The sequence below is a fragment of the Roseibium sp. RP-7 genome, assembly GCF_053005225.1.
On sequence record NZ_JBRKQA010000003.1, the window covers coordinates 488,007 to 511,265 of the forward strand.

Here is a 23,259-nt window from a genome sequence, read left to right on the forward strand (position 1 = left end):
CTTTGTCAGAAACGGGCCTAGTACCGCTTCAGGAGCCGTTCCAGATAATCGAGCTCCAGCTGCGGCCGGGAAGGATCGGAGAAGCGGCGGCGGAGCTCTTCCAGGATCCGGCGCGCTCGCTGAACATCGATTTCGTCGGGGATGCGCACCCGGTTGTTGAAGTCCGGGCCCTCGGTGCGCCGCGGACGGCCAAGAGGGTCTTCGTCCATCGGCGACGCGCCGTTGGGCGATCCCGGGCCTTCGCCCTGACCCATCATCTGCTCCGTCAGGCCCTGCGCGCCGCGCCGAAGGGCATCCAGGGCGTCGCCCTGCTCGCCGAGCGCCTGCTGACCCTGTCCATCCCCCAGGGACTGCTGAGCCTCGCCCATGGACTCGCCGGCTTCACCCAGCGCCTGGTTCTGACCCATGCCGTTCTGGCTAAGCTGGTCCATAAGCTCCTGCAGCCGCTGTGCCAGGTCACCCTGGCCCTCCTGAAGCTGCTGAAGCATCTGTTCCAGTTGCTCCTGGGTCAGCTGTTGTCCCTGGCCCTGCTGTTGCTGACCGGGTTGCTGCTGTTGACCGCGACGCTGCTGCTGCTGATCCTGGTTGAACTTGTGGGTTTCATCCATCAGCTGCTGTTGCCGCTGGATCATTTCACCCAGCTGGTTGAGCATCTCCATCATTTCGCTGGACATGCTGTTGGGCATCATCTGCGGCCGGCCTGCTTGCAGGTTTTCCAGCATCTGCTGCATCTGTGCCAGTAGCTCGCGCGCGGCATCACGGGAGCCGGTACGCGCCAGTTCCTCGATCCGGTCCAGCATTTCGGTCAGGTCCTGTTCGCTGAGCGTCTGCTGGTTGCCGTCGAAAGGCTGCATGGCCTGCGGGTTCTGGCGCATCTGCTCGGCCAGTGCCTGCATGTATTCGTTCAGGGCTTCTCGCAGTTGCTGGGTCAGCTTGGCGATTTCCTCGTCGCTCGCCCCTTCTTCCAGCGCCTTGCGCAGGGCCTCCTGGGCATCACGCAGCTTGCGTTCGGCTGCGGAAAGGTCACCATCCTCGATCGACAGGGCCAGGTCCCACAAAAGCGGCAACAGGGCCTTCAGGTCTTCATCGGTCCTCGCGTTCACCAGAGAGCCGTAGGCAAAACGCATGCCCAGATAGTTGCGCGGCTTGAAGTCGAACATTTCCGGCGCCAGCATCAGGGCGTCGAACGCGATTATGACCTCGCTCTGGCTTTCGGCATCAAGCGCAAGATTACGGCGCTGTTCGACGACAGCGCGGGCCAGAGGCTTGCCGAAGCGTCTCTGGGGCAGGGTGATGCGGTACGCGGGCGATTGCCCTTCCTGACCGGCCTGGTCACGTGCCAGCAGCGACAGATTGACTTCAGAACCGGCCCAGGGATGCGACGTCAGGTCCCGGATGGTTTCCGCCGTCTTGGCTGTGCCGGCGCGCGGCGGCAGTGAAAGCGGGAACTGGGGTGCCTCCACAAGCGGGCGCGGAGCCCGGTTGTTGTTGTCCGGATTTGGCAGGGGCGCGATGCGAGCCTCGGCGGCAACAACGCCGTAGTCGTCATTCACAAGATAGGAAAACTTGAGCGCACCGCTGAGCTGTTCTTCAGGATCGTCCGTCAACCGGATGTCCGGTGCATCGTCCGGCTTCACCGCGAAGACGTAGCTCAGCATCGGCTCTTCGCCGTTGAGCAGCTCGACGATGCCGGTGGTTTCCAGCTCGAGCCTGCGTTCAACCGGCAAAAGCGTTTTCAGATCCGGATCTTCCGTTTCTGTACCAATTTCAGGTTCGATCACCTGAGGCTCGGTGTCTTCCGCACGGGCGTAGGTCATCTTGAGATCACGTGCGCCTTGCGTGCGGACCACAAGTATCGACCCTTCCGGCACGGAGATCGGCGCACCCGGGTCGCGCAACTGGGCGCTTTCGCCCGTCAGGTAAATCGGTGGCTCGCTGGTATAGAGCGGCGGCGTGACCCAGGCATCGAGACGGCTGGGCGGTTCCACTGTCTTGAACGGGTTCTGAAAGGCCGAAACCAGCCGGCCGAAATGATCGCCACTTGCTGTCGAAAACCCGATCAGAAGCACACTGGCGGCCAGGACGCGAAGCGCCCAGGGATCGCGTCGGAACGCTTGCGGATCCGGCGCTTTCGAACGGATCGCGGCGACTGCTTCGGCTGTGCGGCGCTGATGCAGGGCCCAGATTGCCTGGCTTTCGCGATCGCTCGCACCGACCGACAATTCGTCTTCAAGCGTTGTCAGGGGACGGTGAGTATGGCCTGAAGATTTCTCGACCCGGGAGAGCGCATCCTCGCGCGTCGGCCAGGCAAGGTGGAAGAGATCCCGCGCCGCCCAAACGGTGGCGGCAGCGAATACCAGAAGCCCGAGCGGGCCTGCCCAGGCAGGAAGAACCAGCCACAGACCAAGCCAGGACACCCCGACAAACAGGCCGAGTACCACCAGCACCGGAAGCAAAGCACGCCACAGGCGTTCGATGAACAAGGCACGGCGGCTTTGGCGCACCAGGCTGTCCAGCCGGGATCGGATCAAGGCCCGCCAGCCGTAGGTCTCGGAAGAAATCTGCCGTTCTTGATCGGGATCGCTGTCGCTCGGACTCAATGGCACCTCCGGTTTTGCCCCCCGAACTGCCCGTTTCTCCGGAAACGCAGCCCGCTGGACCTGCCCACCATACAATAAGGTGAGGCATAGCGGGCTGTCCGGCAACCTGTCGGTTCAACTAATTGTCAGCCGATCTGTTCACGAACCCTTGAGCCAGTCCGGAATCCGGTCCAGACCGAGCAGGTCTTCGTAGCTGGTCCGGGGCCGGATAACGGCAAATTGGTCTGCATTTACGAGCACTTCGGGCACCAGAAGTCGCGAATTGTAGGTGCAGGACTGGACTGCGCCATAGGCGCCGGCCGAATAGACCGCCAGCATTTCCCCGGCTTCTACCCTGGGCATATCCCGGTTCTGGGCCAGAAAATCACCGGTTTCGCACACCGGACCGACGATATCGGCCTTGATTCGGTCTGTTTCTTTCCCCGGTTCGCGCACCGGGCGCACCTCATGATAGGCCTCGTAAAGCGTCGGACGGATCAGGTCGTTCATGGCGGCATCGACAATGACGAAATTCTTGTCGGCGCCTTCCTTCACATAGACGACTTCGGTGACCAGGATGCCGGCGTTGCCGGCAATCATGCGGCCCGGCTCGAACATGACCATGCAGTCCAGTTCGCGCACATGCTTCTTGACCACCTGGGCATAAGCGTCCGGATGCGGCGGCGGATTGTTGTCGGTGATATAGGGGATGCCCAGTCCGCCACCGAGATCGACATGGTCGATCGTGTGGCCTTGCGAGCGCAGATCCGTGATCAGCTCGCCCAGCCGCGCAAATGCGTTGTCGAAAGGCTCCAGCTCCGTGATCTGCGATCCGATGTGCATGTCGATGCCGGTGACCTTGATACCGGGCAGAGCCGCTGCCTCGGCATAAACGTCACGTGCACGCTGCCAGGGAATACCAAACTTGTTCTCGGCCTTGCCGGTCGCAATCTTGGCATGGGTCTTGGCATCGACGTCCGGGTTGATGCGCATGGACACCCGTGCGGTCTTGCCCATTGCAGTGGCAACCCGTGACAGGAGGCGCAACTCGGGCTCGGACTCCACGTTGAAGCACAAGATGTCTTCCTGAAGCGCGTAGGCTTGTTCGGCCTCGGTCTTGCCGACCCCGGAAAAGACGATCTTCGACGCGGGAACGCCCGCTGCCCGTGCACGGCGCAATTCGCCTTCCGACACAACGTCCATGCCGGCGCCCAACTGTGCAAGCGTCTTCAGGACCGCCTGGTTGGAGTTTGCCTTCATCGCATAGCAGACCAGCGACGGGATATCGCTGAATGCGGCGGCAAACACCTGGTAGTGACGGGTGAGCGTTGCCGTGGAATAGCAGTAGAACGGCGTGCCGACTTCACGCGCGATCGTCTCGATCGCCACGTCTTCGGCAAACAGCTCGCCATTCTTGTAATCGAAGTGATGCAAGGGACGGCCCTCATGCGGCTGGATCAGGTTCAGGGCCGGTCGGTGTTACCAGACCGTGCGGAAGCTGATCGGCATTGAAACGATGGAGCGTATCGGTTGCCTCGGCAGAGCCGGCTTGCTCCGATGCGCAGCCGGCTCTGCCGCTGCGCGCATGGTTTATCGGATCATGAAATCCAGGAAAAAGGGCTTGTCGCTTTGCGGCGCTTCCGGCTGAACCGGTGCTGCCACAGCGGGATCAACCGCGGCGTCCGCCTGCTGCACAGGCGCTCCCGGGTTTTCCAGTCCGCCCTTGCGGCCACACCCTGCCAGGGTCACGCTCAGGCAAAGACCGACCAGAGCCAGGGTTTTGAACCGCATTGTCATCACCATCATGCCTTTTTGGATCGACTGCCCCGCGTCCGGGCGGACACGGGAGTTCTTACAAAGTCACATACCGGTCCTTCTCCTCGCATGACACGGCGCGTTCGGCAAGACCAGTTCGCGCCGTGTGTTGCGGGGAAAGCCGACCTTCAATGGGCCATCAGGCCTTGGCCAGCTCTTTCAGCCAGCGGCGTGCCTGCTTGCGTACGTTTACCGGCGACGTGCCGCCATAGCTGGTTCGGCTGCGTACGGATTTGTCGACGGAGAGCACCTGGAAGATCTCGTTGGTGATCTTCGGCTCCACCGCCTGCATCTCTTCCAGCGAAACCTTGTGCAGTTCGATGCCCTTCTCGACGGCAATCGCCACGATGCGCCCGGTCACGTGGTGGGCGTCGCGGAACGGCAGACCGAGAACGCGAACCAGCCAGTCGGCGAGGTCCGTTGCAGTCGAATAGCCAGAGCCTGCGGCCTTCTTCAGCGCCTTGGTGACAGGCTCCAGATCGCGGATCATGCCGGTCATGGCCGCAAGAGCCAGGGAAACGCTGGCCAGGCCGTCGAAAGCCTGCTCCTTGTCTTCCTGCATATCCTTGGAATAGGCGAGCGGCAGGCCCTTCATCATCACCAGAAGCGCTTGCAGTGAACCGTAGATGCGGCCCGACTTGGCACGCACCAGTTCCGCCGCATCCGGGTTCTTCTTCTGCGGCATGATCGACGAACCGGTCGAAAACTTGTCCGACAGTTTCACGAAGCCGAACTGCGCCGAGCACCAGATGACGATTTCCTCGGCAAGGCGCGACAGATGCATGGCTGTGAGAGATGCCGTTGCCAGCGCCTCGATGACGAAATCGCGGTCGGAAACGGCATCGAGCGAATTGGCAGACGGACGGTCGAAACCGAGCGCCTTGGCGGTCATGTGCCGGTCGATCGGGAAGGACGTGCCGGCTAGCGCCGCTGCACCAAGCGGGCACTCATTCATGCGCTTGCGCGCATCGCGTACCCGGCCCCTGTCGCGGCCGAACATTTCGACGTAGGCCAGCATGTGGTGTCCGAAGGTCACCGGCTGGGCCGACTGCAAGTGCGTGAACCCGGGCATGACGTCGGCAGCATGGGTTTCCGCCTTTTCCGCCAGGGCCTGCATCAGCTCACCCAGCTGGTCGTCGAGTGTATCGAGCGTGTCGCGCACCCACAGGCGGAAATCGGTCGCCACCTGGTCGTTGCGTGAGCGCGCCGTGTGCAGGCGTCCCGCAGCCGGGCCGATCAGCTCGGCAAGGCGCGCCTCGATGTTCATGTGGATGTCTTCAAGCGCGCGGGAAAACTTGAATTTGCCGCTTTCGATCTCTGACAGGATTGTGTCTAGACCTTGAACGATCTTGTCGGCATCGTCCCGCGTCACAATGTCTTTTTCCGCGAGCATGCGCACATGGGCTTTCGAGCCGTCGATGTCCTGCTTATATAGCTTCCGGTCGAAGTCGATGGAGGCGTTGATCTCCTCCATGATGGCGTCCGGTCCCTCAGCGAACCGGCCTCCCCACATGCGATTGCTCATGTCCTGTCCCTTAGAAGGCGCCCCCTTGCGGGGTGTGAACGAATGACAAAGCCAACCGAACCAGCGAAAACCAACAGACGCGGCATTGTTGCCGCCGGGCTTGCGGGTGCAGTGGCCGCCGTAGCGGCTCTATACGTGATCGCTGGACCGAATGGCAACATCGCCGGTGCGCAAAGCTGTTCGGCTGCGCTCGATTTTGCGGCGGCGGCCAAGCCATTTGCCACTGGAGAAGTGGCCGCCTTCCTTCCGGCAAGCGCGCCACTGGACCTTCAGCACCTGACCTTCCAGGGGCCTGACGACCAGCAGATGGCGTTGTCGGACTTCGGCGGCAAGACAGTGCTCCTCAATCTCTGGGCAACATGGTGCGCCCCGTGCCGCAAGGAAATGCCGGCCCTGGACGAGCTGCAGGCGGAGATGGGAGACGACAATTTCGAGGTGGTTGCGGTCAATCTCGACCGGGGCGGACCGGAAAAGCCGAAAGACTTTTTGAACGAGATCGGCGTCGGCAATCTCACCTTCTATCAGGACAGTTCGAACGATCTTCTGAAGGATCTGCGCAAGGTTGCGCGGGCAACCGGTTTGCCGACAACCATTCTGGTTAGCCCCAAGGGCTGCGAGATCGGCACCATGTACGGCCCCGCCGAATGGGCCTCCGGCGAGGCCAAGGCGCTTATTAAAAACGCAATGGCGGCCCCGGACGCCTGACGTCCGGCTGCCGCCAGAAATATCAAGATCATCAGACCTTTCGAAGCCGGTGGAGGTGACCCTCCGCCGGTTCAGACGCTGATGTCGACCGCGTTGCCCAGACCTGGAATGCGGCGCGACTCGCGCCGGTCTTCTTCCTGGGTTGCCTGGGCCTGCTCCAGCCGCTCGGCAACCTGGCGTTCCTGCTGGTTCTGGTCCTTTACCGCATTGGCAGCAAGTTCGCTGCGAACACTTGCAGCGCTGTAGGCGGCCGAGGAAGAGGAACTGTCGATAGCACTCGGCATGATGGGTTACTCCTTCGCCGTGGTGATGAGGCTTGTCCGCAGCCGTTAGTCACCCTTCATCCTTGCAATCGGGCGCTCCGGCTTTTGTTCGTTCGTCTTATGCTTCCAGTCGGCTTATCCGGAAGATGCGTCACATCAGGCCAGGATGTTGACCTGTAATCCGACACCATCTTCCAGCCGACGCGTTTCCGCGCGATTTTCCAGTTGCTCAGCTTGCCGGCTCAAGAATTCTGCCCGGTTCGTGCTGAAACTCGCCTGGCGTTGCGCAATCACGGCTGCAGCTTCAGAGCGTTTGGTCTTGAACGCTTCGGCTTGTTCTGCAACCTGGCCCGCACGCGTGTTGGCCTGGTTCGGCTGATACGCCTGGGATGCTCCATATCCTATTGCTTCAGGCATGGTCGTTCCAATCCTTGGATACGATTTCAAACTTCATCTTGTATGAAATACCTGAATTCAAAGGTAAATTTCCAAAACAACTCTCAGAGTTGCTGACTCAATTACTGAATTGATCAGAATATTTTTCTTAAAACTTTACGTAATTATGGATAAGTATTTGAAAGACAGGAACTTTCAGAAGCATCTTTCGAGAGGCGCTTTTCAGGCTTCACTCGAAAAAAGACACCCGGCGGAGCAACGAAAACGGCCCGTGCGGGGCAAATCCGCACGGGCCGTTAACAAAACCGCAAAGGAACGGGATCAGGCGCTGACGTCTACCCGTCCGCCGAGACCGGGAGGTGGTGTGGCCTGTTGAGCCTGAAGATTGTCAGCCCCTTGCTGCAGCAGCGCCACCAGATTGGCGTCCTGCTGGGCGGCCATCTTCATCATCTCTGTCTGAAGCGTCTGGGCTGTCTGTGCCTGGGTCTGCGCAACGAATGTCGTGGCAATGCCAACGCTGTCCATCATTAACTCCTGAGGTTGTGGCCACCCTAACCCCCTACCCTTAATCAGGTGTTAACGAATGTCAGTGCCCCTCCCGCAAGACACTGCGCCGGACCTTGCCGGACGGTGTGCGTGGCAACTGTTCCAGCACCTTGTAAACCTTTGGACGCTTGTATTCCGCCAGGTTTTCTGCCGCATGAGCGGCAAGACGGTCGGCATCCAGCTGTCCGGGGAGGGCCGGCACCACGAAGGCCGTTATCAGGCTGACACCTTCGCGCGCAGGCACCGCCGTCACGGCGACTTCCTGCACCTGCGGGTCAGCTGCCAGCACCCGCTCCACTTCTTCCGGAGCGACCCTGTAGCCGAAAGCGTTCATCAGATCGTCAGCACGGCCTTCGTACCAGAAATAGCCGTCTTCATCCGTACGCGCCCTGTCGCCGGTCAGGAACCAGTCGCCCCTGAATGCGGCCGCCGTTTCCTCGGCACGGTTCCAATATCCCAGCATCAGGCCGGGTTCATCCCTGTGAACAGCCAGAAGCCCTGTCTCCGTTCCGGCCACCGGCACCGGCGTGTCATCCAACTCGCTGAGAATGGAAACCTTCCGGCCTTCCTGGGGTTTGCCCGGGGAACCCGGCTTTACCGGAACGCCGGGGCTGCTGGAGAGATAGGTGGAGATCTCGCTCATGCCGAGCGCTTCATAAAGTTCGCGGCCGGTGCGTTCCCTCCACTCCCGATAAAGACTTGCCGGAAGCGCTTCTCCGGCCGTCAGGCCGTGACGAAGATCGGGAAAGGAGGCGGGCGTAACAGCGCCATACTTCAGGATACGCCGGTAGAGACTGGGCACGGCGGCAAACAGCGTCGCCCTTGTGTCTGTCATCAGTTCCGGCCAGAGGTCCGGGTCTCGAGGCCCGTCATAAACAACACTGGTCGCACCATTGGCCCAGGGGTCCATCAAGCCGGCACCCAGCGTATAGGTCCAGTTGAATGCTCCGGCATGAAGCAGCCGGTCGGAAGCGCCGATGCCATACCAGCCGGAATACATGGGCCGGCGCGCACTGGCGGCGCGCTGCGCATGCAGGACGCCCTTCGGCGTGCCGCTGGTTCCGGACGTATAGACAAGAAAAGCCGGGTCGTCAGCGTGGGTCTCCGCAAAGTCTCCCGGCTCTGCCTGCTTCAGTTCGACCAAGGCCTCTGGACCCAGCAACGTCGCGCTGCCCGCGTTCGGCAGCACGGTATGTCCGTCGTGAAGCACCATCCGTGCGCCGCTGTCGGCCAGGATCGCTTCTGCTTCCGACGCAGTAAGTTGGGAAGACGTCGGGATCGGCACGAAACCACCCGCAATCGCCCCGAAGAACGCCAGCGGAAAATCACTGGAGTGACCGATCCTGAGAAGGATACGGTCACCGGGCGAAAGATCCGTGGCGCGCAAACCCGCGGCAACCGAAAGAACGGCCCGCGTCAGCGAGCCATAGCTCCATGTTTCCAGAAGGGCGCCACCGGCCCCCACCAGTTCCAGCGCCGTCTTGCCCGGGTCCGGGGTGGCGCTGGTCAGGCAATAGCGGGCTAGGTTCATCGTTACCGGGGCTTCTGCGGTGGCTGGCGAACCGATTACCGGGTCGGAACCGGGTGCTCGCCGCGATAATCATAGAAACCGCGTTGGGTCTTGCGGCCGAGCCAGCCTGCTTCAACATATTTCACGAGCAGCGGGCACGGACGATACTTGGTGTCCGCCAGACCTTCGTAAAGCACCTGCATGATCGACAGGCAGGTATCGAGACCGATGAAATCCGCAAGCTGCAGCGGCCCCATCGGATGGTTGGCCCCGAGACGCATGGCCTTGTCGATTGAATCAACAGAACCGACGCCTTCATAGAGCGTGTAGATTGCTTCGTTGATCATAGGCAGAAGGATACGGTTGACCATGAAGGCCGGAAAATCCTCTGCGACGGCAATCTGCTTGCCGAGACGGACGCAGAACCCTTTCGAGGCTTCGAAAGTCTCGTCTTCCGTGGCTATGCCGCGCACCAGCTCGACCAGTTCCATGACCGGAACCGGGTTCATGAAGTGGATGCCGATAAAGCGTTCCGGACGATCGGTCGAAGCGGCAAGACGCGTGATCGAGATCGATGAAGTGTTGGTCGCCAGGATCGCTTCGGGCTTCAGGATCGGGCAAAGCTGCGAAAAGATCTTGCGTTTGACCTGCTCGTTCTCGACGGCGGATTCAATCACCAGGTCTGCATCACGCAGAAGATCGAGATCTTCGGCTGCCTTGATGCGATCCAGCGCCGCGTTGCGCTCTTCCTCGGTGATCATGGACTTGGACACCTGGCGCGCCAGGTTGCCGTTGATCGAAGCCAGGCCGGATTCGATCCGTTCCATGGAGAGATCGCTCAATCCCACGTCGAAGCCCGCAAGTGCACACACATGCGCAATGCCGCTGCCCATCTGACCAGCGCCGATTACGCCGACTTTCTTGATTTCGACTGCCATCCTGAAAATCCGATCTTTAGAAAACATCCCGATTGGACGGGTTGCGGCTATTTTTGGCAAGTCTTGCGCCGAACAGCAAGAACCCCGGAGCGAAAACTGTTATTCGCCCCGGGGTCCGTGATCAATTTGCCGCAGGTGTTACTCGACGGCAGCCTTCAATTCCGGCAGCACGTCGAAGAGATCCGCCACGAGGCCATAGTCCGCGACCTGGAAGATCGGTGCTTCCTCGTCCTTGTTGATCGCAACGATCACCTTGGAATCCTTCATGCCGGCAAGGTGCTGGATGGCACCGGAAATGCCGCAGGCAATGTAGAGATCCGGAGCAACCACCTTGCCGGTCTGGCCAACCTGCCAGTCGTTCGGGGCGTAGCCCGCATCGACGGCGGCGCGCGATGCGCCAACCGCCGCGCCGAGAGCATCGGCCACCGGCATGATGACTTCCTGGAACTTCTCGGAAGAACCGAGCGCGCGGCCGCCGGAGATGATGATCTTGGCAGACGTCAGTTCCGGGCGGTCGGACTTGGAAAGCTCCTCGCCGACGAATTCCGAAAGACCCGAACCGTCCGTTCCCGCAACGGTTTCAACAGCGGCAGAACCGCCTGCTTCCGCTGCCGCGAATGTGGAGGTCCGCACGGTGATCACCTTCTTGGGATCGCCGGATTTCACGGTCTGGATCGCGTTGCCCGCGTAGATCGGACGCTCGAAAGTATCCGCGTCGACAACAGCCGTCACGTCTGAGATCTGCATCACGTCCAGAAGGGCTGCGACGCGCGGCAGGGTGTTCTTGCCGTTGGCGGTTGCCGGGGCAACGATCGCGTCATAATCACCTGCGAGGCCGACGATCAGTTCGGCGGTCGGCTCGGCCAGCTGGTGCTCCAGCGCATCGCTTTCGGCAAGCAGAACCTTGGCGACGCCGGAAAGCTTGGACGCCGCATCCGCAACGCCCTGAACGCCCTTGCCGGCGACCAGCACGTGAACGTCGGCACCAAGAGCGACGGCAGCCGTCAGGGCCTTTGCCGTGGCATCGCTCAGTTCGCCACCGGCGTATTCGGCCACAAGAAGTGTTGTCATGTTTTATCCTCCTGCGACGGGTCTTAAAGGACGCCGGCTTCGTTCTTGAGTTTGTCGACCAGCTCGGAAACGGAACCGACCTTGATACCGGCCTGGCGCGATGCCGGCTCGGTGGTGGTGACAACGGTGAGGCGCGGCGTGGTGTCGACACCAAAATCGGCCGGAGACTTTTCGTCGATCGGCTTCTTCTTCGCTTTCATGATGTTCGGCAGGGACGCATAGCGCGGCTCGTTGAGGCGCAGGTCCGTGGTCACGATGGCCGGCAGCTTCAGCTTCACGGTCTGCAGGCCGCCATCCACTTCACGGGTGACATCGACAGTGCCGTCGCCCAGATCGACCTTGGAGGCAAATGTGCCCTGGCTCCAACCGAGGAGGGCTGCCAGCATCTGGCCGGTCTGGTTGCAGTCGTCGTCAATCGCCTGCTTGCCGAGGATCACGAGACCCGGCTCTTCGGCTTCGACGATCGCTTTCAGGATCTTCGCGACTGCCAGCGGCTCGGTGGTATCGTCGGTCTTCACCAGAATGCCGCGGTCGGCGCCCATGGCAAGGCCGGTGCGCAGCGTTTCGGTGGCCTGTTGCGGCCCGACGGACACGACGATCACTTCACTCGCCTTGCCCGCTTCCTTCAGCCGAAGGGCTTCTTCGACGGAGATTTCGTCAAACGGGTTCATGGACATCTTGACGTTGGCAAGATCGACGCCAGAACCATCCGCCTTCACACGGACCTTCACGTTGTAGTCGATGACCCGTTTTACGGGTACGAGGATCTTCATTTGGTCTCAACCTCTTGCTGGGCCGGCTTTCACCGCACCGCATTCTCCGGCTCTCTGCCCTCATGACGCTAGGTTACAAACGGCAGAATTGAGCCAATCGTGGCGCATGGCGGGGGACGGTACTGACCGACACGGCACCTGTCAATTGCGGTAAAAGGTCTAAGGCGGCAATTTGCCGGGCTTGGAAAAACATGCGTCGCAATGATGATAGTTCGGCAACGCAACAATACGTGGAAAACCGGGGCTCACCGCAAAAAAGAAACCGCGCGCACCTATTACGGCAACACGCGGCGACTTCTCTGTTTTCCTGGTCCCGGTCCCCGGTCAGATGCCGGGGGTCTGCGGCGAGAACTTGTCGGACACCGGTTCGGCGAACACGGTCACCCAGGTGCCGTTCTCGTCCCGGCAGGCCGTGCCACGGATGGAAAGGTCCAGCCTGCTGAAGGTAGTCTCGCGAAGGTACTCGCGGCACCAGTGCCCGCTCTTGCTGCGGTAGGTCTTGATCGGCGTCAGGATCTCGCGCCAGTCGCCTTCCTGCCCAACGAACACGGGCTCGCCGCTGACTTTCGTTTCCAGCGCTTCCTGGACGGTCTGTGCCAGGAGCATCCGCTCAGTTTCCATATGTGCTGCAAGAGAAGACACGGCACTGTCCATCCGCGTCTGCATCCAGTAGGTGGTAAAGCCGAATGTGCCGGCAACCATCACAAGTGCCGCGGCGATCTGGATCAGCACGCCTGTCCAGGACGCATGCGCATGACGGGGCGCAGGACCTTCGCGCTTGGCGAATTCCTTTTCGATGAGTGCTTCGAACCGTGCCATTGATTCGTCAGGCACCGGCGCGGCAACCGCTTTTTGCAGAATGGTATTGTCCTTGGACATCTGCTCCAGCAGATCATGTCCGCCACCAGTTGCCTCGATCCGGCGAAGCAGAGCTGCACGCTCCTCTTCCGAACCTTCCTCGTCCAGGATCTTGCCGATATCCTTTGCAAGCAGGATCTGTTCGCGCTTTTCGTCAAATGTCATCACATACCCCCTGGCATGCTGCGCAGCCTGACGCCCTGCGGGGCATCGTTCGTGTCCAGCCACTCGCGCAGTTTCAGTCTTGCGCGGGCAAGCCGGCTGGTTACCGTTCCAATCGGAACGCCGAGTTCATCCGCCACATCCTTGTAGCTTCTGCCCTCAACGGCGATCTTCAGAAGCACCTCGCGGTTGTCTTCTTCCAGCTCGCCAATGAAATCCTGCACTTTCTGGAGTTCCAGGCTGTCGGCGGCGGCTTTCGCGCCGTCGTAGCTTTCCTCGAAATCCAGCATGGCAAGGTCGAAAAGCCTAGCCCGGTTTGCGGTGTCGCGAACCGAATTGAAGTACAGATTCTGCAAAATCCGGAACATCCAGCTGTCGAGCCGGGTCGCCGGATCGAACTGGTCGAGCGATCGGATTGCACGTTCGCATGTCATCTGCACCAGATCGTCTGCCTGATCCGGGTTCCGGCACAGCCTTAAAGCAAAACTCCTCAGCTTCGGGAGCAGACGGATCATCTCCGTCTTTAACGTATCTTCAGGCAAGGAGTTCTCCGCAAAACCGCTCTCAGCGAGACAACACGTAAGGAGACCTTTTGATCCCGACTTTTTTTAGACTATCTTCGGGAAGAACAAAGATTGCCCAGGTGTTATGCGTGCGAAGGTCGTAAAACCGCTCTCGTCGACCGCCAAAAACCCCTTATTACGAATTGAATCGCATCAGATGAAACGCGCCCGCCAGATTACATTGCAAGACCGCCTCTCTGCGATGTTTCGCATACTGCCGGGTGTTGCAGCTGCGGCAATGATGTTCTCTCTTGTCTACTTCAGCCCCTTGTTCGACATGAAGGACAGCATTGCCGCGGCCGCAGATTCGCATGGTGATCGCGGCAGTCGCAGCGAACGCGGTGACCGTGGAGGCCGCAGCGAACGTGGAGACCGCGGCGGCGACAGCGGAAGCAAGAGTTCCGGTGGTGACAGCGGCAGCAAGAGTTCCGGCGGTGACAGCACCGGTGGCAGCAGTTCCGGTGGCGGCGACACAGGTGGCAGCCGTTCGGGCGGCGGCGACTCAACTGGTAACAGTTCGAGCGGAAAAAGCTCCACCGGTAACAGTTCGGCAGGAAACAAATCGGCCGGCAGAAGCTCGGAAAGCAAAGGCAACTCCGGTCGCAGCGGAGGCTCCTCTTCTCCTTCCTCCTCCCGCTCTTCGTCGGGTGGATCGTCATCCGGCGGTTCGTCGTCTGGCGGTTCGTCAGAACGAACTTCTTTTAGCTCTGCCACACAAAAGTCCGGTTCAGGCGGTTTTTTAGATCGCATCTTTGGCGGGCGTCAGTTTAATGGTGACAGCGAGCCTTCTGGTGGGTCCCTCAGCGCGCGGGAAGAACGGGAGGCTATCTCCAACGGCTGGCAATAGATCCAAGAGGCGGGATCGGACTTGATTTTTCGTGGGTTTCACGTTCCGAAAGGGACGTTTTTTCTGTTTTTTTTGGCAAATATCCTCACAGGCTGTTCCGTAGTGTCAGTGCAGGACACGCTTGTCTCCCTGCAGGAACCCGCCGCGGCGGAAACCCGCAAACCGGCTTCAAAACTGCAAGCATCGGACAAATACCGGGCTGAAACCACGCTTCAAGCTGCGCTGGAGAAGTCTGTTTCCGGCAAAGACCGGAGCTGGAGAAACCCCTCGAGTGGGGCGAGCGGCACAATTACGCCCCTGAAAACCTGGAAAAATACGTCCGGCGACTTCTGCCGCTCCTACCGCGAACGGATCAAGCTGGCTGACGGTCGAATGATCAGCCGCCGGGGAGTCGCCTGCCGCACTGCTGATGCTGTCTGGAAAGCAGCCTAGTTTCCTGACCGGTCCGCATTCTTTTTGAAAACTGTGCCTAGGCGATGTTTCGGTCGAACAGGGGCACACCCCTGCGCCGGAAAAACACGATCAGCACGGCACCCGCCGCCATGCCGCCGATATGCGCGATCCAGGCGACATCGCTATCGGACGCAATCACGGCATTGACGATCTGATAAAGGATCCAGCCGCCGAGCAACCATCCGGCGGAGAGGCGCAAGGGTATCCGGCCCAGTGCCAGCACCCACACCTTCACCCGCGGGTGCAGCATCAGATAAGCGGCAACAACGCCTGAAACGGCGCCGGACGCCCCGATCAACGGCACATCCGAATTGACGTCGATGGAGGCGTAGGCCAACCCGCCGGCTATCGCACACAGCAGATAGAAGACCAGGTAACGCAGATGCCCCATGGCATCCTCGACATTATCGCCGAACACCCACAGGAACAGCATGTTGCCGATGAGGTGCATGTAGCCGCCATGGAGGAAGGCATAGGTGACCACTGACATCCAGTCGGGCAGCATCTGCAGCTCCGGCGACAGATCCCGGATATCGAACAGGACAACCGGGATAAGGCCGAAGGAATAGGAGGACGCGGCCACCGCCTGCTGGGAACCTGCACCCTGATACAGAAGAAAGATCAGGATGTTGGCGGCAATCAGGAAAAGGTTCACAAAGGGGCGGGGAACATGGACCAGCCGATTGTGATCGTGAAGGGGAATGAACATTCAGCGCCAGGCCTCCGGCAAGGGGAACTGACCTAACGGTTCTGTCCAGGCACCCAAAGAACGTCCTGCTCACCCTTTTCATTCAGGTACCGCGAGGCAACGAAGAAATAGTCCGACAGGCGGTTCATGTAGCGCACGGCAGCGGGATTGATCTGCTCGCGGGCTGCCAGTTCCACCATCAGACGTTCTGCCCGGCGCGAGACAGTGCGGGCCAGATGGAGGTAGGCAGCGGCAGGACTGCCACCCGGCAGCACGAAGGAACGCAGCGGCTTGAGCTCCGCGTTGAGGACGTCAATCGCCTGTTCGATCGCCGTGACCTGGGCGTCGGTGATCCGAAGCGGCTCGTACCCAAGGTCCTCACCCGTTTCCGGTGTTGCAAGATCGGCCCCCAGGTCGAACAGGTCGTTCTGGATCCTGCCGAGCGTCTGGTCGACCTCCGGCGCAGACTGCCCGGTCTGAAGGCGAATCAGACCAACCACGGAGTTGGTCTCGTCGACGGTCCCGTATGCCTCGATCCTGAGGTCGCTCTTTCGGCGCCGTTCACCGGAACCCAGCGCGGTCGTGCCGTCGTCACCCGTCTTCGTATAGATCTTGTTCAGAACAACCATTGTGCCCCCAGTTCCTCCAGTAGTGTCCGGTTATCTTGTCTTAGTGGCCGGTGCCGAAAAAGTAGAGACCGCCCATCACCAGGACAATCACCAGAAACTGAAGACCGACACGCCAGCGCATCAGGAGCTGCGAGCGGTTGGCCGGCCCGTGACGGAACATGTTCCAGATGCCGAGCAGCAACACGAGTGCAACCGCGGCGAGGCCGACGGGAATGAGAAAGTTGATCAGATCTGCCATTTCGTTTTCCTTGTTTCACCACTGTCCGGCGCAGCCACCTGTCGGCAGGCAGCTATTCCTCGCCGTCGGCAGCCCAGATGCAGAACCGGTCAAGCAGACTGGTCGGCAGCACCCGTTTGGCCACCGCCATGACGGTGGTCGGAATTGTTACATGATAGCGCGCTTTCGGCCGATTTGCTTCCACCGCATGCACCAGCCGTTTGACCACGGCCTCCGGCGGCAGCTTGAACGGCCCGGGCTCTCCCGCCTCCATCCGGATGCGGCGCTTTTCGTAGGTCTTACGATGCCGCGACGCCTGCAGACCATCCTCGCCGATCCAGCGCTGAAAATTCGCCAGTGCGTTTTGCGTGAACCGGGTATCGATAGGACCGGGTTCGATCAGACTGACGTGAATGCCGGTACCTTTCAGTTCCTGGCGAAGCGTGTCCGAATAGGCTTCAAGCGCGAATTTGGAAGCGGTGTAGGCTCCGCGGTACTTGAGTGCCACGAACCCCAGTACGGAGGAACACTGCACGATCCGCCCGGAACCGTTGGCGCGCATTGAAGGCACCAACCGGCGGGTAAGATCATGCCAGCCGATGAAGTTCGCCTCGAAAAGCGACCGCAGGGCTTCCGTCGGCAGGTCTTCCAGCGCACCAGGAACCGCATAGGCGCCATTGTTGAACACCGCGCTCAACGCACCATCGGTCCGCTGCAGAACTTCGCTTGCCGTCGCCTCGATGCTGTCCGGATCCTCATAATCCAGGCGGAAGGCTTCGAAACCAAGATCGCTCAACCCGTCAACATCCGCCTGGCTCCGCGCAGTCGGAAAAACACGCCAGTTGCGCCCGCGCATGATGTGGGCTGCCGAAAGGCCGATGCCGGAGGAACAGCCCGTAATCAGGATCGACCGGTGCGCGGAAAAACTCTCCGGATTGGCAATCATCAAAAGGAAATCCTGCGGAGTGGAAGACGGTCCGATCCAACTCCTATCAGATAGGTTCGCCGGAAAGCAATTTCGGCACCGGCCCCGCAAAACCGGCAGCTTCCTTGATGAACTGCGTTTTCAGGCCCGGCATCCTGTCCACAATACCAAGTCCGAAATCGCGCATGGCGCGCAACACGTCATTGTCATTGGAAAACAGGCGGTTCAGTACGTCGGTGACAACGCCCATCTGGAACGTGTCGAACCGGCGCCAGCGCTGGTAGCGTTCCAGAACGTCGAAACCGCCGAGATCCTGCCCCAGACGACGGGCATCCACCAGCACTTCGGCCAGTGCCGCGACATCCTTGAAGCCCAGATTGAGCCCCTGGCCCGCAATCGGATGAATGCCATGGGCGGCATCGCCGATCAGGGCGAAGCGCGGCTTGACGAAATCACGCGCCAGCTTCAGCCCGAGCGGATAGGCCCGGCGCGGTCCGTCCAGCTCCAGCGTACCGAGGTGATGTCCGAAACGGCGTTCCAGTTCCAGTTCGAAAGTAAAGTCGTCAGACCGCACAAGCCGGTCGGCGTCCGCTGTCTTTTCCGTCCAGACCAGCGACGACCGGTTGCCCGGCAAGGGCAGGATCGCAAATGGCCCGGCAGGCAGGAAATGTTCTTCCGCCCGGCCGTTGTGAGGCCGTTCATGCTTCACTGTTGTGACGATACCGGACTGGCCGTAGTCCCAGTTGACCGTCCGGATACCGGCAAGGTCGCGCAGGCGGGAGCGCACGCCGTCGGCTGCAACGAGCAACCGGCTTTTCAGAAGGGTCCCGTCTTCCAGCGCCAGTTCGACGTGGTCTGGATGAGTGCGAAAGGTTTCCGCGGTTCCCGGTGCGAAAAAGCTCACGCCAAGCGCCTTGGCCGCCTTGTAGAGCGCCGGCATCATCACGCCGTTCGGCATCATGTGGGCAAAGGGTTCACCCTCCGTCGCCTCGCCGCCGAACGTCAGGAAGACTGGCCGAACCGCATCGCGAAGCTTGCTGTCGGTGACGATCATTTCGTTGATCGGCTGGGCCTCGCCCGCAATCTTCTGCCAGATGCCGAGTTGCGACAGCATGCGTGAGGCAGCTGCCGCGATGGCTGAGGCGCGTGGATCCTTGTGGAGGTCTTCCATCGGCTTGGGATCGACCACGGCACAGGTGAGGCCGGCATCGCCCTGCTTCAACGCCACCGCCAGAGACAGGCCGACATAACCGCCGCCTGCGATCACGACATCGAACATGTCCGGGACGCTTTTTTTCCTCGCCATCGTCTTCTTCTCCTTGCCTTCGGTTTCCCTAAAGGCATCTTGACTTTAACGTCAACTGCCGTCCAAGAGTGCGGTGCCGGGGCCAAAGCCTCGAACCAAATCACCTGCCGTCTATCTAACAGGGATCGCGCCGATGAACACGGCCATTGATAATCTTCTCCAGATTCTCGACCTGGAACCACTGGAACGCAACCTGTTCCGTGGTCGCAGCCCGCAGGTCGGCTGGCAACGCGTATTTGGCGGGCAGGTGATCGGCCAGGCGCTGGTTGCCGCCTCGCGCACCGTGGTGGAAGACCGTCACGTCCATTCCCTGCATGGCTACTTCCTGAGGCCCGGCGATCCGTCAGTCCCCATCATCTACGAAGTCGACCGCATCCGCGACGGTGGCAGCTTCACCACCCGGCGCGTTGTCGCGATCCAGCACGGCGAAGCGATCTTTTCCATGTCCGCCTCCTTTCAGGTGCATGAAGAGGGGCTGGAGCACCAGATCGACATGCCGGACGTTCCGACGCCTGAAGATCTGCCCAGCGAACAGGAACTGAAGGAAAAATTCCTGTCGATGGCCCCGGAAAACATCCGCCGCTACTGGGAGCGCGAGCGGCCGATCGAGATGCGCCCGGTCGACATGACCCATTATTTCAGCAAAAAGCCCCTGCCACCGCAGCAGTATGTCTGGGTACGGGCGACAGGCCCACTGCCGGACGACGAACGCATGCACCAGTGTGTCCTCGCCTATGCTTCCGACATGACGTTGCTGGACACCTCGCTGTTTCCCCATGGCACGTCCGTCTTCAGCCCGAAGATCCAGGCCGCCAGCCTGGACCATGCCATGTGGTTTCACCGTCCTTTCCGCGCCGACGACTGGCTGCTTTACGCCACCGACAGCACCTCATCTTCCGGCTCACGCGGGATAAACCGCGGATCTCTGTTCACCAGGGACGGGGTCCTGATCGCCTCGACCGCCCAGGAAGGACTGATCCGCCTGCGCAAGAAGGACTAACTTTCCGAGACGATGGTGCTGTCACCGCTGGCTGCTACTCAAAACCCCAGAGCCTCATCCTGAGGAGGGCCTTAAGGCCCGTCTCGAAGGATGGGCCACTTGTTCCTGTGGGTGCCGCCCATCCTTCGAGACGCCGCTTCGCGGCTCCTCAGGATGAGGGATCCCATTGGAGAGCGCCGGGGTATTGCAGACCTGCCGCCTACCTCACCGGACTGGTGAAACCCGACACCGCCAACGGATTGTCCGTCAGGGCCTGGTGATCCGGCGTATCGGGCAGCAAGGCGCCCGAAAAGGCCTCGAACATGCGCCTGACGAACCCTTCCGGCAGGTCCTTGGTGATGAACACCATGCGGGTTCTGTGATCCGCGTCCGGCCAGGCCTCCAGTGTCGCGGGCGGATGGAAGACATGCTGGACACCGTGGATGACCACCGGCCTTTCCGGATCCTCGGCCAGCTGCACAATACCCTTCACCCGAAGCAGTTTCGGTCCGTGCGCCGAACGCAGCAGATCGAGGAACATTTCCAGCGCGGAGGCAGGCACCGGTCGATCAGTCGACAGGGTAAAGGCCCGGATGGCATCGCTATGCCGGTTCACGTCATGAGCATGGGTATGGTCGTGGCCGTGGTGATGCCCGTGTGAATGGCCATGTGCATGTTCGTGGCCGTGACCGTGACCGTGATGGTGGTCATGCTGCTGGTCTTCGTAGGCTTCCGCGTTCAGCCAGGCAGCCACGTCCGGGATCTTGCTCTTCGGATCATAAAGACCGGCGTTGAAGAGATTTTCCACCGTTGCATCATCCGCCTGGGCGTCCAGCCGGCGGGCGCCGGGATTGAGCTGCTGCAAACGCTGCTTGAGGGCGTCGAAGGAGGCCCGCGCCTCTTCGCCTTGAACGAGATCGGTCTTGGTGAAGACCAGCCGGTCGGCAACAGCGGCCTGCTTGCGCGCTTCCTCGTGATTGTCGAGGGTCGACAGACCGTTGACCGCGTCCACAAGCGTGATCACGCTGTCGAGCCGGTAGCGCATCACCAGATAGGGATGCAGCATGACCGTGTGCAGGATGGGCGCCGGATCCGCCAGACCCGTCGTCTCGATGATCACCCGGTTGAGCCTGTCCATGCGGCCGTTATCCAGTCGGCGCAACAGGTTTTCGAGCGTCGTGACAAGATCGCCGCGAATGGTGCAGCACAGGCAACCGGAGGCAAGCTCGACGATGCCGTCGCCGGCCTGATCGACAAACAGATGATCGAGCCCGATCTCGCCGAATTCATTGATGATGACCGCTGTGTCCGCCATCGACGGATCCTTCAGGATCCGATTGAGGAGCGTTGTCTTGCCTGACCCCAGAAACCCGGTCAGGACTGACAGGGGAATGGGGGGCTTCGGACCCTTGGGTTTTTGTCCTTCGGCAACCGATGTCGGCGAGGCCATGGTATCTCTCCAGATGCATTCGCCGGTCCTTGATCGGACCCGGCGGACTTTCCGCAGACACATAGGCAGAAAGGCGGGTCAGCGCAAATGCTGGTCCCGCCACGTCGGCTTGTTCAGTTGGAAAAATGTCCGGCTGACGCCGAATCACCCCGCGTTGAGGATGATGTCGTCTTCTTCGGAGGCCGCTTCGGCGTCCTTCTTGTCGAGGGCGACAATTTTCCTGTCGGCTTCATCCTCGGACAGATCCATCGGGGTCAGATCCTGGACGATGTCCGCTTCAGACGCTTCCAGTTCGGCTTCCACGTCTGTGTCGCTGTCGGCTTCGAACTCGAAGTCGTCGAGTTCCTCTTCCGCCTCGACATCAACCACGAGCCGGACAGCCTCCGCCGCCTTTCGCAAGGTGGCGATCACATGGTCGACCGAAACCCCTTCCTCCAGTTGATTGGCGGAAAGTTCCGCAAGGCTGGCCAGAGCCTTGATGGTGGCGGTGGATCTCGGTTCAATCATCATGCGATCTCTCGACCTGTTGTACCGGCATATTCTGTGCCGCAGTGGCATTTTAAGGTCCGGCAGGGAGCACGCCTTTGCCAGAAAAATGCTTACTGCAGTGTTAAGGAGTAGCGTAAATAAAAGGTTAACTCCGTTAACCGCAACGCTACATCATCGGCACCGTCAAAGATCTGGAAATCGAATTACTTGCGAGGACTTGGGGAAGGAACCGGAACGGTGAAATCCAGACCCTTGCGGAAGATCGATCCGGGTGAAGATTTCGAAAGTTCAACCGCGGCTCCCGGGCGTGACACGGTATCGCCACCCTGCGGAATTGCGCCTGCGGTTTTGGCATTGGCCGTCAGCTGCATCTTCGCCCGGATTTCGTTTTCTGCCCGCCGCACGGGATTGGCGACCGGCAGTGGTACGTCTTCCGCGGCTATATCCTCTCCCGCGATGGCTGCGACCGCTTCGCTGGCGGCACCGGCAGGAACGGTGCCCGGGCTGACGGAAGGCGACCCTTTCGGGTTGCCGAGGCCGACATCCAGCGGACGGTAGGCAATCCGGCGAGGGCCGAGCGTACGGTCAAGGATCTTTGCCCAGTCCGGTTTGCCGTTGGACAGCTTGAAACCGCTGTCGTCTAGCTTGTCCTCATCGGATTTGTTGGCCTTGGCGAAAAACAGGAACCCGCCCTGCTTTTCCTTTTCCATGTCGAACCGGGCCATGTAACCCTTGGGACCCGGGCTCTTGTTGCGCCGGCAATAACCGTCGGCCGGCGGATTGCCGCTGGTGCCCGAAAGGCTCGTGATGCTACGGCCGCCGCGCTTGCGGAACCCTTCGTCAAAAAGCTGGCGTGCAAAGGCGGTGCGCTCCAGACCGGAACCCGCGCCAAGGATAATCGCGATCAAGGTCTTGTTGCCGCGCGTCGCGGAGGCGGCAACATTGTACCCGGAATTGCAGATGTAGCCGGTCTTCATGCCGTTGGCGCCGGGCACGCGCAGCAGGAATTCCCGATTGGCCGACCGCAGGGTCTTCTTGCCGAAGCGGATCCCCGGGTGGTCATAGTAGTTTCGGGATTCCGGAAAGTCCCGGCGCAGCGCCAGGGCCAGAATGGCAAGGTCCCGCGCCGTGGTCACCTGCCGGTTGTCTGGCAGACCATGCGGATTGTAGAACCGGGTATTGGACATTCCCAGGCGCTGAGCTTCCGCATTCATCATGGCGATGAAGCCAGCTTCAGATCCCGCGATCGACTCGCCGAGCGCTACCGCAACATCGTTGGCCGACTTGATCAGAATGATCTTCAGCGCCGTGTCGACAGTGAACCGCGTCCCAACCTTGAACCCCATCTTGCTGGGGGGTTCGGCCGCGGAGTTCTTGGATTGCACGACCGCGCTGTCGAGCGAGGCGCGGCCTTCGCGGATCGCCTTGAAGGTGACATAGGCCGTCATGAGCTTGGTGAGTGAGGCCGGGTACCACTTGCGCGTGGCGTTTTCCTGCTCGATCACAGCGCCGGAACTCGCGTCGATCAGGACATAGGCACCTATATCCGCCCGTGCCTGGCTCATGGCCAGA

General features: G+C 60.7%; 25 protein-coding genes. 4 read left to right on the forward strand and 21 right to left on the reverse strand.

The window, feature by feature from the left end:
• Window positions 1-17: 17 nt before the first annotated feature.
• From ACVDG9_RS25110 to argH, 4 genes are all read right to left on the reverse strand, one after another.
• Window positions 18-2,600, reverse strand: coding sequence for a TIGR02302 family protein (locus ACVDG9_RS25110; RefSeq protein WP_447239280.1), 2,583 nt, complete (start codon window positions 2,598-2,600; stop codon window positions 18-20).
• A 138-nt stretch (window positions 2,601-2,738) separates the two neighbouring features.
• Window positions 2,739-4,013 carry a diaminopimelate decarboxylase gene (gene lysA / locus ACVDG9_RS25115; protein WP_447239281.1) on the reverse strand — a complete coding sequence of 425 codons (1,275 nt, stop codon included), beginning with the start codon at window positions 4,011-4,013 and terminating at the stop codon, window positions 2,739-2,741.
• Window positions 4,014-4,169: 156 nt separating this feature from the next.
• On the reverse strand, window positions 4,170-4,370 hold the full coding sequence (gene lptM, locus ACVDG9_RS25120) for an LPS translocon maturation chaperone LptM (RefSeq protein WP_145903830.1): 201 nt from the start codon (window positions 4,368-4,370) through the stop codon (window positions 4,170-4,172).
• Window positions 4,371-4,533: 163 nt separating this feature from the next.
• Window positions 4,534-5,919 (reverse strand): argininosuccinate lyase, encoded by a 1,386-nt coding sequence (argH, locus tag ACVDG9_RS25125; RefSeq protein ID WP_023002527.1) that lies wholly within the window; start codon window positions 5,917-5,919, stop codon window positions 4,534-4,536.
• Between the two features lie 42 nt (window positions 5,920-5,961).
• On the opposite strand from argH, the gene tlpA reads away from it, so the two are divergent.
• The gene (gene tlpA / locus ACVDG9_RS25130) at window positions 5,962-6,624 is read left to right on the forward strand and encodes a thiol:disulfide interchange protein TlpA (RefSeq protein ID WP_447239282.1); all 663 of its coding nucleotides are present in this window, start codon (window positions 5,962-5,964) and stop codon (window positions 6,622-6,624) included.
• A gap of 71 nt (window positions 6,625-6,695) precedes the next feature.
• Here the strand turns inward: tlpA and ACVDG9_RS25135 are convergent, their stop codons facing one another.
• From ACVDG9_RS25135 to ACVDG9_RS25175, 9 genes are all read right to left on the reverse strand, one after another.
• Window positions 6,696-6,908, reverse strand: a complete 213-nt coding sequence (locus ACVDG9_RS25135) for a hypothetical protein (RefSeq protein WP_023002525.1) — start codon at window positions 6,906-6,908, stop codon at window positions 6,696-6,698.
• A 135-nt stretch (window positions 6,909-7,043) separates the two neighbouring features.
• On the reverse strand, window positions 7,044-7,304 hold the full coding sequence (locus ACVDG9_RS25140; RefSeq protein ID WP_023002524.1) for a hypothetical protein: 261 nt from the start codon (window positions 7,302-7,304) through the stop codon (window positions 7,044-7,046).
• Window positions 7,305-7,604: 300 nt separating this feature from the next.
• Window positions 7,605-7,811 carry a hypothetical protein gene (locus ACVDG9_RS25145; RefSeq protein ID WP_023002523.1) on the reverse strand — a complete coding sequence of 69 codons (207 nt, stop codon included), beginning with the start codon at window positions 7,809-7,811 and terminating at the stop codon, window positions 7,605-7,607.
• Window positions 7,812-7,869: 58 nt separating this feature from the next.
• On the reverse strand, window positions 7,870-9,360 hold the full coding sequence (locus ACVDG9_RS25150; protein ID WP_447239283.1) for a class I adenylate-forming enzyme family protein: 1,491 nt from the start codon (window positions 9,358-9,360) through the stop codon (window positions 7,870-7,872).
• 35 nt (window positions 9,361-9,395) lie between these two features.
• Window positions 9,396-10,277, reverse strand: a complete 882-nt coding sequence (locus ACVDG9_RS25155; RefSeq protein WP_023002521.1) for a 3-hydroxybutyryl-CoA dehydrogenase — start codon at window positions 10,275-10,277, stop codon at window positions 9,396-9,398.
• Window positions 10,278-10,415: 138 nt separating this feature from the next.
• Window positions 10,416-11,348 (reverse strand): electron transfer flavoprotein subunit alpha/FixB family protein, encoded by a 933-nt coding sequence (locus ACVDG9_RS25160; protein ID WP_447239284.1) that lies wholly within the window; start codon window positions 11,346-11,348, stop codon window positions 10,416-10,418.
• A gap of 23 nt (window positions 11,349-11,371) precedes the next feature.
• Window positions 11,372-12,121 carry an electron transfer flavoprotein subunit beta/FixA family protein gene (locus ACVDG9_RS25165; protein WP_023002519.1) on the reverse strand — a complete coding sequence of 250 codons (750 nt, stop codon included), beginning with the start codon at window positions 12,119-12,121 and terminating at the stop codon, window positions 11,372-11,374.
• Window positions 12,122-12,445: 324 nt separating this feature from the next.
• Entirely contained in the window at window positions 12,446-13,144 is a 699-nt protein-coding gene (locus ACVDG9_RS25170) for a hypothetical protein (RefSeq protein ID WP_023002518.1), read from the reverse strand.
• A complete protein-coding gene (locus tag ACVDG9_RS25175) occupies window positions 13,144-13,656 on the reverse strand; it encodes an RNA polymerase sigma factor (protein WP_023002517.1) in 513 nt (170 codons plus the stop codon). Before ACVDG9_RS25175 ends, ACVDG9_RS25170 begins: the two co-directional genes overlap by 1 nt.
• Before the next feature lie 133 nt (window positions 13,657-13,789).
• On the opposite strand from ACVDG9_RS25175, the gene ACVDG9_RS25180 reads away from it, so the two are divergent.
• Both ACVDG9_RS25180 and ACVDG9_RS25185 read left to right on the forward strand, forming a co-directional pair.
• Window positions 13,790-14,551, forward strand: coding sequence for a hypothetical protein (locus ACVDG9_RS25180; RefSeq protein ID WP_139314143.1), 762 nt, complete (start codon window positions 13,790-13,792; stop codon window positions 14,549-14,551).
• 108 nt (window positions 14,552-14,659) lie between these two features.
• The gene (locus ACVDG9_RS25185; protein WP_286201039.1) at window positions 14,660-14,983 is read left to right on the forward strand and encodes an RT0821/Lpp0805 family surface protein; all 324 of its coding nucleotides are present in this window, start codon (window positions 14,660-14,662) and stop codon (window positions 14,981-14,983) included.
• 37 nt (window positions 14,984-15,020) lie between these two features.
• Here the strand turns inward: ACVDG9_RS25185 and ACVDG9_RS25190 are convergent, their stop codons facing one another.
• Genes ACVDG9_RS25190 through ACVDG9_RS25210 form a run of 5 tightly spaced genes read right to left on the reverse strand, consistent with a single transcriptional unit; the run spans window position 15,021 to window position 18,769 of the window.
• The gene (locus ACVDG9_RS25190; RefSeq protein ID WP_023002514.1) at window positions 15,021-15,713 is read right to left on the reverse strand and encodes a rhomboid family intramembrane serine protease; all 693 of its coding nucleotides are present in this window, start codon (window positions 15,711-15,713) and stop codon (window positions 15,021-15,023) included.
• Between the two features lie 32 nt (window positions 15,714-15,745).
• Window positions 15,746-16,321, reverse strand: coding sequence for a cob(I)yrinic acid a,c-diamide adenosyltransferase (locus ACVDG9_RS25195; RefSeq protein WP_055660186.1), 576 nt, complete (start codon window positions 16,319-16,321; stop codon window positions 15,746-15,748).
• Window positions 16,322-16,361: 40 nt separating this feature from the next.
• Window positions 16,362-16,559: a twin transmembrane helix small protein gene (locus tag ACVDG9_RS25200; protein ID WP_023002512.1), complete on the reverse strand. Its 198-nt coding sequence runs from the start codon at window positions 16,557-16,559 to the stop codon at window positions 16,362-16,364.
• Window positions 16,560-16,611: 52 nt separating this feature from the next.
• Complete coding sequence (locus tag ACVDG9_RS25205) at window positions 16,612-17,484, reverse strand: SDR family oxidoreductase (RefSeq protein WP_077291387.1); 873 nt, start codon at window positions 17,482-17,484, stop codon at window positions 16,612-16,614.
• A gap of 46 nt (window positions 17,485-17,530) precedes the next feature.
• Window positions 17,531-18,769 (reverse strand): ubiquinone biosynthesis hydroxylase, encoded by a 1,239-nt coding sequence (locus ACVDG9_RS25210; RefSeq protein WP_152509026.1) that lies wholly within the window; start codon window positions 18,767-18,769, stop codon window positions 17,531-17,533.
• 133 nt (window positions 18,770-18,902) lie between these two features.
• Between ACVDG9_RS25210 and tesB the strand changes: the two genes are divergently transcribed.
• Complete coding sequence (tesB, locus tag ACVDG9_RS25215; RefSeq protein ID WP_023002509.1) at window positions 18,903-19,769, forward strand: acyl-CoA thioesterase II; 867 nt, start codon at window positions 18,903-18,905, stop codon at window positions 19,767-19,769.
• 199 nt (window positions 19,770-19,968) lie between these two features.
• Here tesB and ACVDG9_RS25220 read toward each other — a convergent pair whose 3' ends face one another.
• The 3 genes from ACVDG9_RS25220 to ACVDG9_RS25230 form a co-directional block, all read right to left on the reverse strand.
• A complete protein-coding gene (locus ACVDG9_RS25220) occupies window positions 19,969-21,198 on the reverse strand; it encodes a CobW family GTP-binding protein (RefSeq protein ID WP_447239285.1) in 1,230 nt (409 codons plus the stop codon).
• 144 nt (window positions 21,199-21,342) lie between these two features.
• The gene (locus ACVDG9_RS25225) at window positions 21,343-21,708 is read right to left on the reverse strand and encodes a hypothetical protein (protein ID WP_168691769.1); all 366 of its coding nucleotides are present in this window, start codon (window positions 21,706-21,708) and stop codon (window positions 21,343-21,345) included.
• A gap of 182 nt (window positions 21,709-21,890) precedes the next feature.
• Window positions 21,891-23,252 (reverse strand): D-alanyl-D-alanine carboxypeptidase family protein, encoded by a 1,362-nt coding sequence (locus ACVDG9_RS25230; protein ID WP_208984651.1) that lies wholly within the window; start codon window positions 23,250-23,252, stop codon window positions 21,891-21,893.
• Between the last annotated feature and the right edge of the window lie 7 nt (window positions 23,253-23,259).

What these genes read in the sequence shown, in the direction of transcription:
- ACVDG9_RS25225 (WP_168691769.1), bottom strand. Translation starts at nt 21,708, where the DNA reads ATGATGATTGAACCGAGATCCACCGCCACCATCAAGGCTCTGGCCAGC.
- ACVDG9_RS25150 (WP_447239283.1), bottom strand. Translation starts at nt 9,360, where the DNA reads ATGAACCTAGCCCGCTATTGCCTGACCAGCGCCACCCCGGACCCGGGC.
- ACVDG9_RS25220 (WP_447239285.1), bottom strand. Translation starts at nt 21,198, where the DNA reads ATGGCCTCGCCGACATCGGTTGCCGAAGGACAAAAACCCAAGGGTCCG.
- ACVDG9_RS25160 (WP_447239284.1), bottom strand. Translation starts at nt 11,348, where the DNA reads ATGACAACACTTCTTGTGGCCGAATACGCCGGTGGCGAACTGAGCGAT.
- ACVDG9_RS25170 (WP_023002518.1), bottom strand. Translation starts at nt 13,144, where the DNA reads ATGACATTTGACGAAAAGCGCGAACAGATCCTGCTTGCAAAGGATATC.
- argH (WP_023002527.1), bottom strand. Translation starts at nt 5,919, where the DNA reads ATGAGCAATCGCATGTGGGGAGGCCGGTTCGCTGAGGGACCGGACGCC.
- ACVDG9_RS25145 (WP_023002523.1), bottom strand. Translation starts at nt 7,811, where the DNA reads ATGATGGACAGCGTTGGCATTGCCACGACATTCGTTGCGCAGACCCAG.
- ACVDG9_RS25180 (WP_139314143.1), top strand. Translation starts at nt 13,790, where the DNA reads ATGCGTGCGAAGGTCGTAAAACCGCTCTCGTCGACCGCCAAAAACCCC.
- ACVDG9_RS25195 (WP_055660186.1), bottom strand. Translation starts at nt 16,321, where the DNA reads ATGGTTGTTCTGAACAAGATCTATACGAAGACGGGTGACGACGGCACG.
- ACVDG9_RS25205 (WP_077291387.1), bottom strand. Translation starts at nt 17,484, where the DNA reads ATGATTGCCAATCCGGAGAGTTTTTCCGCGCACCGGTCGATCCTGATT.
- ACVDG9_RS25165 (WP_023002519.1), bottom strand. Translation starts at nt 12,121, where the DNA reads ATGAAGATCCTCGTACCCGTAAAACGGGTCATCGACTACAACGTGAAG.
- ACVDG9_RS25200 (WP_023002512.1), bottom strand. Translation starts at nt 16,559, where the DNA reads ATGGCAGATCTGATCAACTTTCTCATTCCCGTCGGCCTCGCCGCGGTT.
- lptM (WP_145903830.1), bottom strand. Translation starts at nt 4,370, where the DNA reads ATGCGGTTCAAAACCCTGGCTCTGGTCGGTCTTTGCCTGAGCGTGACC.
- ACVDG9_RS25190 (WP_023002514.1), bottom strand. Translation starts at nt 15,713, where the DNA reads ATGTTCATTCCCCTTCACGATCACAATCGGCTGGTCCATGTTCCCCGC.
- ACVDG9_RS25155 (WP_023002521.1), bottom strand. Translation starts at nt 10,277, where the DNA reads ATGGCAGTCGAAATCAAGAAAGTCGGCGTAATCGGCGCTGGTCAGATG.
- ACVDG9_RS25175 (WP_023002517.1), bottom strand. Translation starts at nt 13,656, where the DNA reads ATGATCCGTCTGCTCCCGAAGCTGAGGAGTTTTGCTTTAAGGCTGTGC.
- ACVDG9_RS25210 (WP_152509026.1), bottom strand. Translation starts at nt 18,769, where the DNA reads ATGGCGAGGAAAAAAAGCGTCCCGGACATGTTCGATGTCGTGATCGCA.
- tlpA (WP_447239282.1), top strand. Translation starts at nt 5,962, where the DNA reads ATGACAAAGCCAACCGAACCAGCGAAAACCAACAGACGCGGCATTGTT.
- ACVDG9_RS25135 (WP_023002525.1), bottom strand. Translation starts at nt 6,908, where the DNA reads ATGCCGAGTGCTATCGACAGTTCCTCTTCCTCGGCCGCCTACAGCGCT.
- ACVDG9_RS25230 (WP_208984651.1), bottom strand. Translation starts at nt 23,252, where the DNA reads ATGAGCCAGGCACGGGCGGATATAGGTGCCTATGTCCTGATCGACGCG.
- ACVDG9_RS25140 (WP_023002524.1), bottom strand. Translation starts at nt 7,304, where the DNA reads ATGCCTGAAGCAATAGGATATGGAGCATCCCAGGCGTATCAGCCGAAC.
- tesB (WP_023002509.1), top strand. Translation starts at nt 18,903, where the DNA reads ATGAACACGGCCATTGATAATCTTCTCCAGATTCTCGACCTGGAACCA.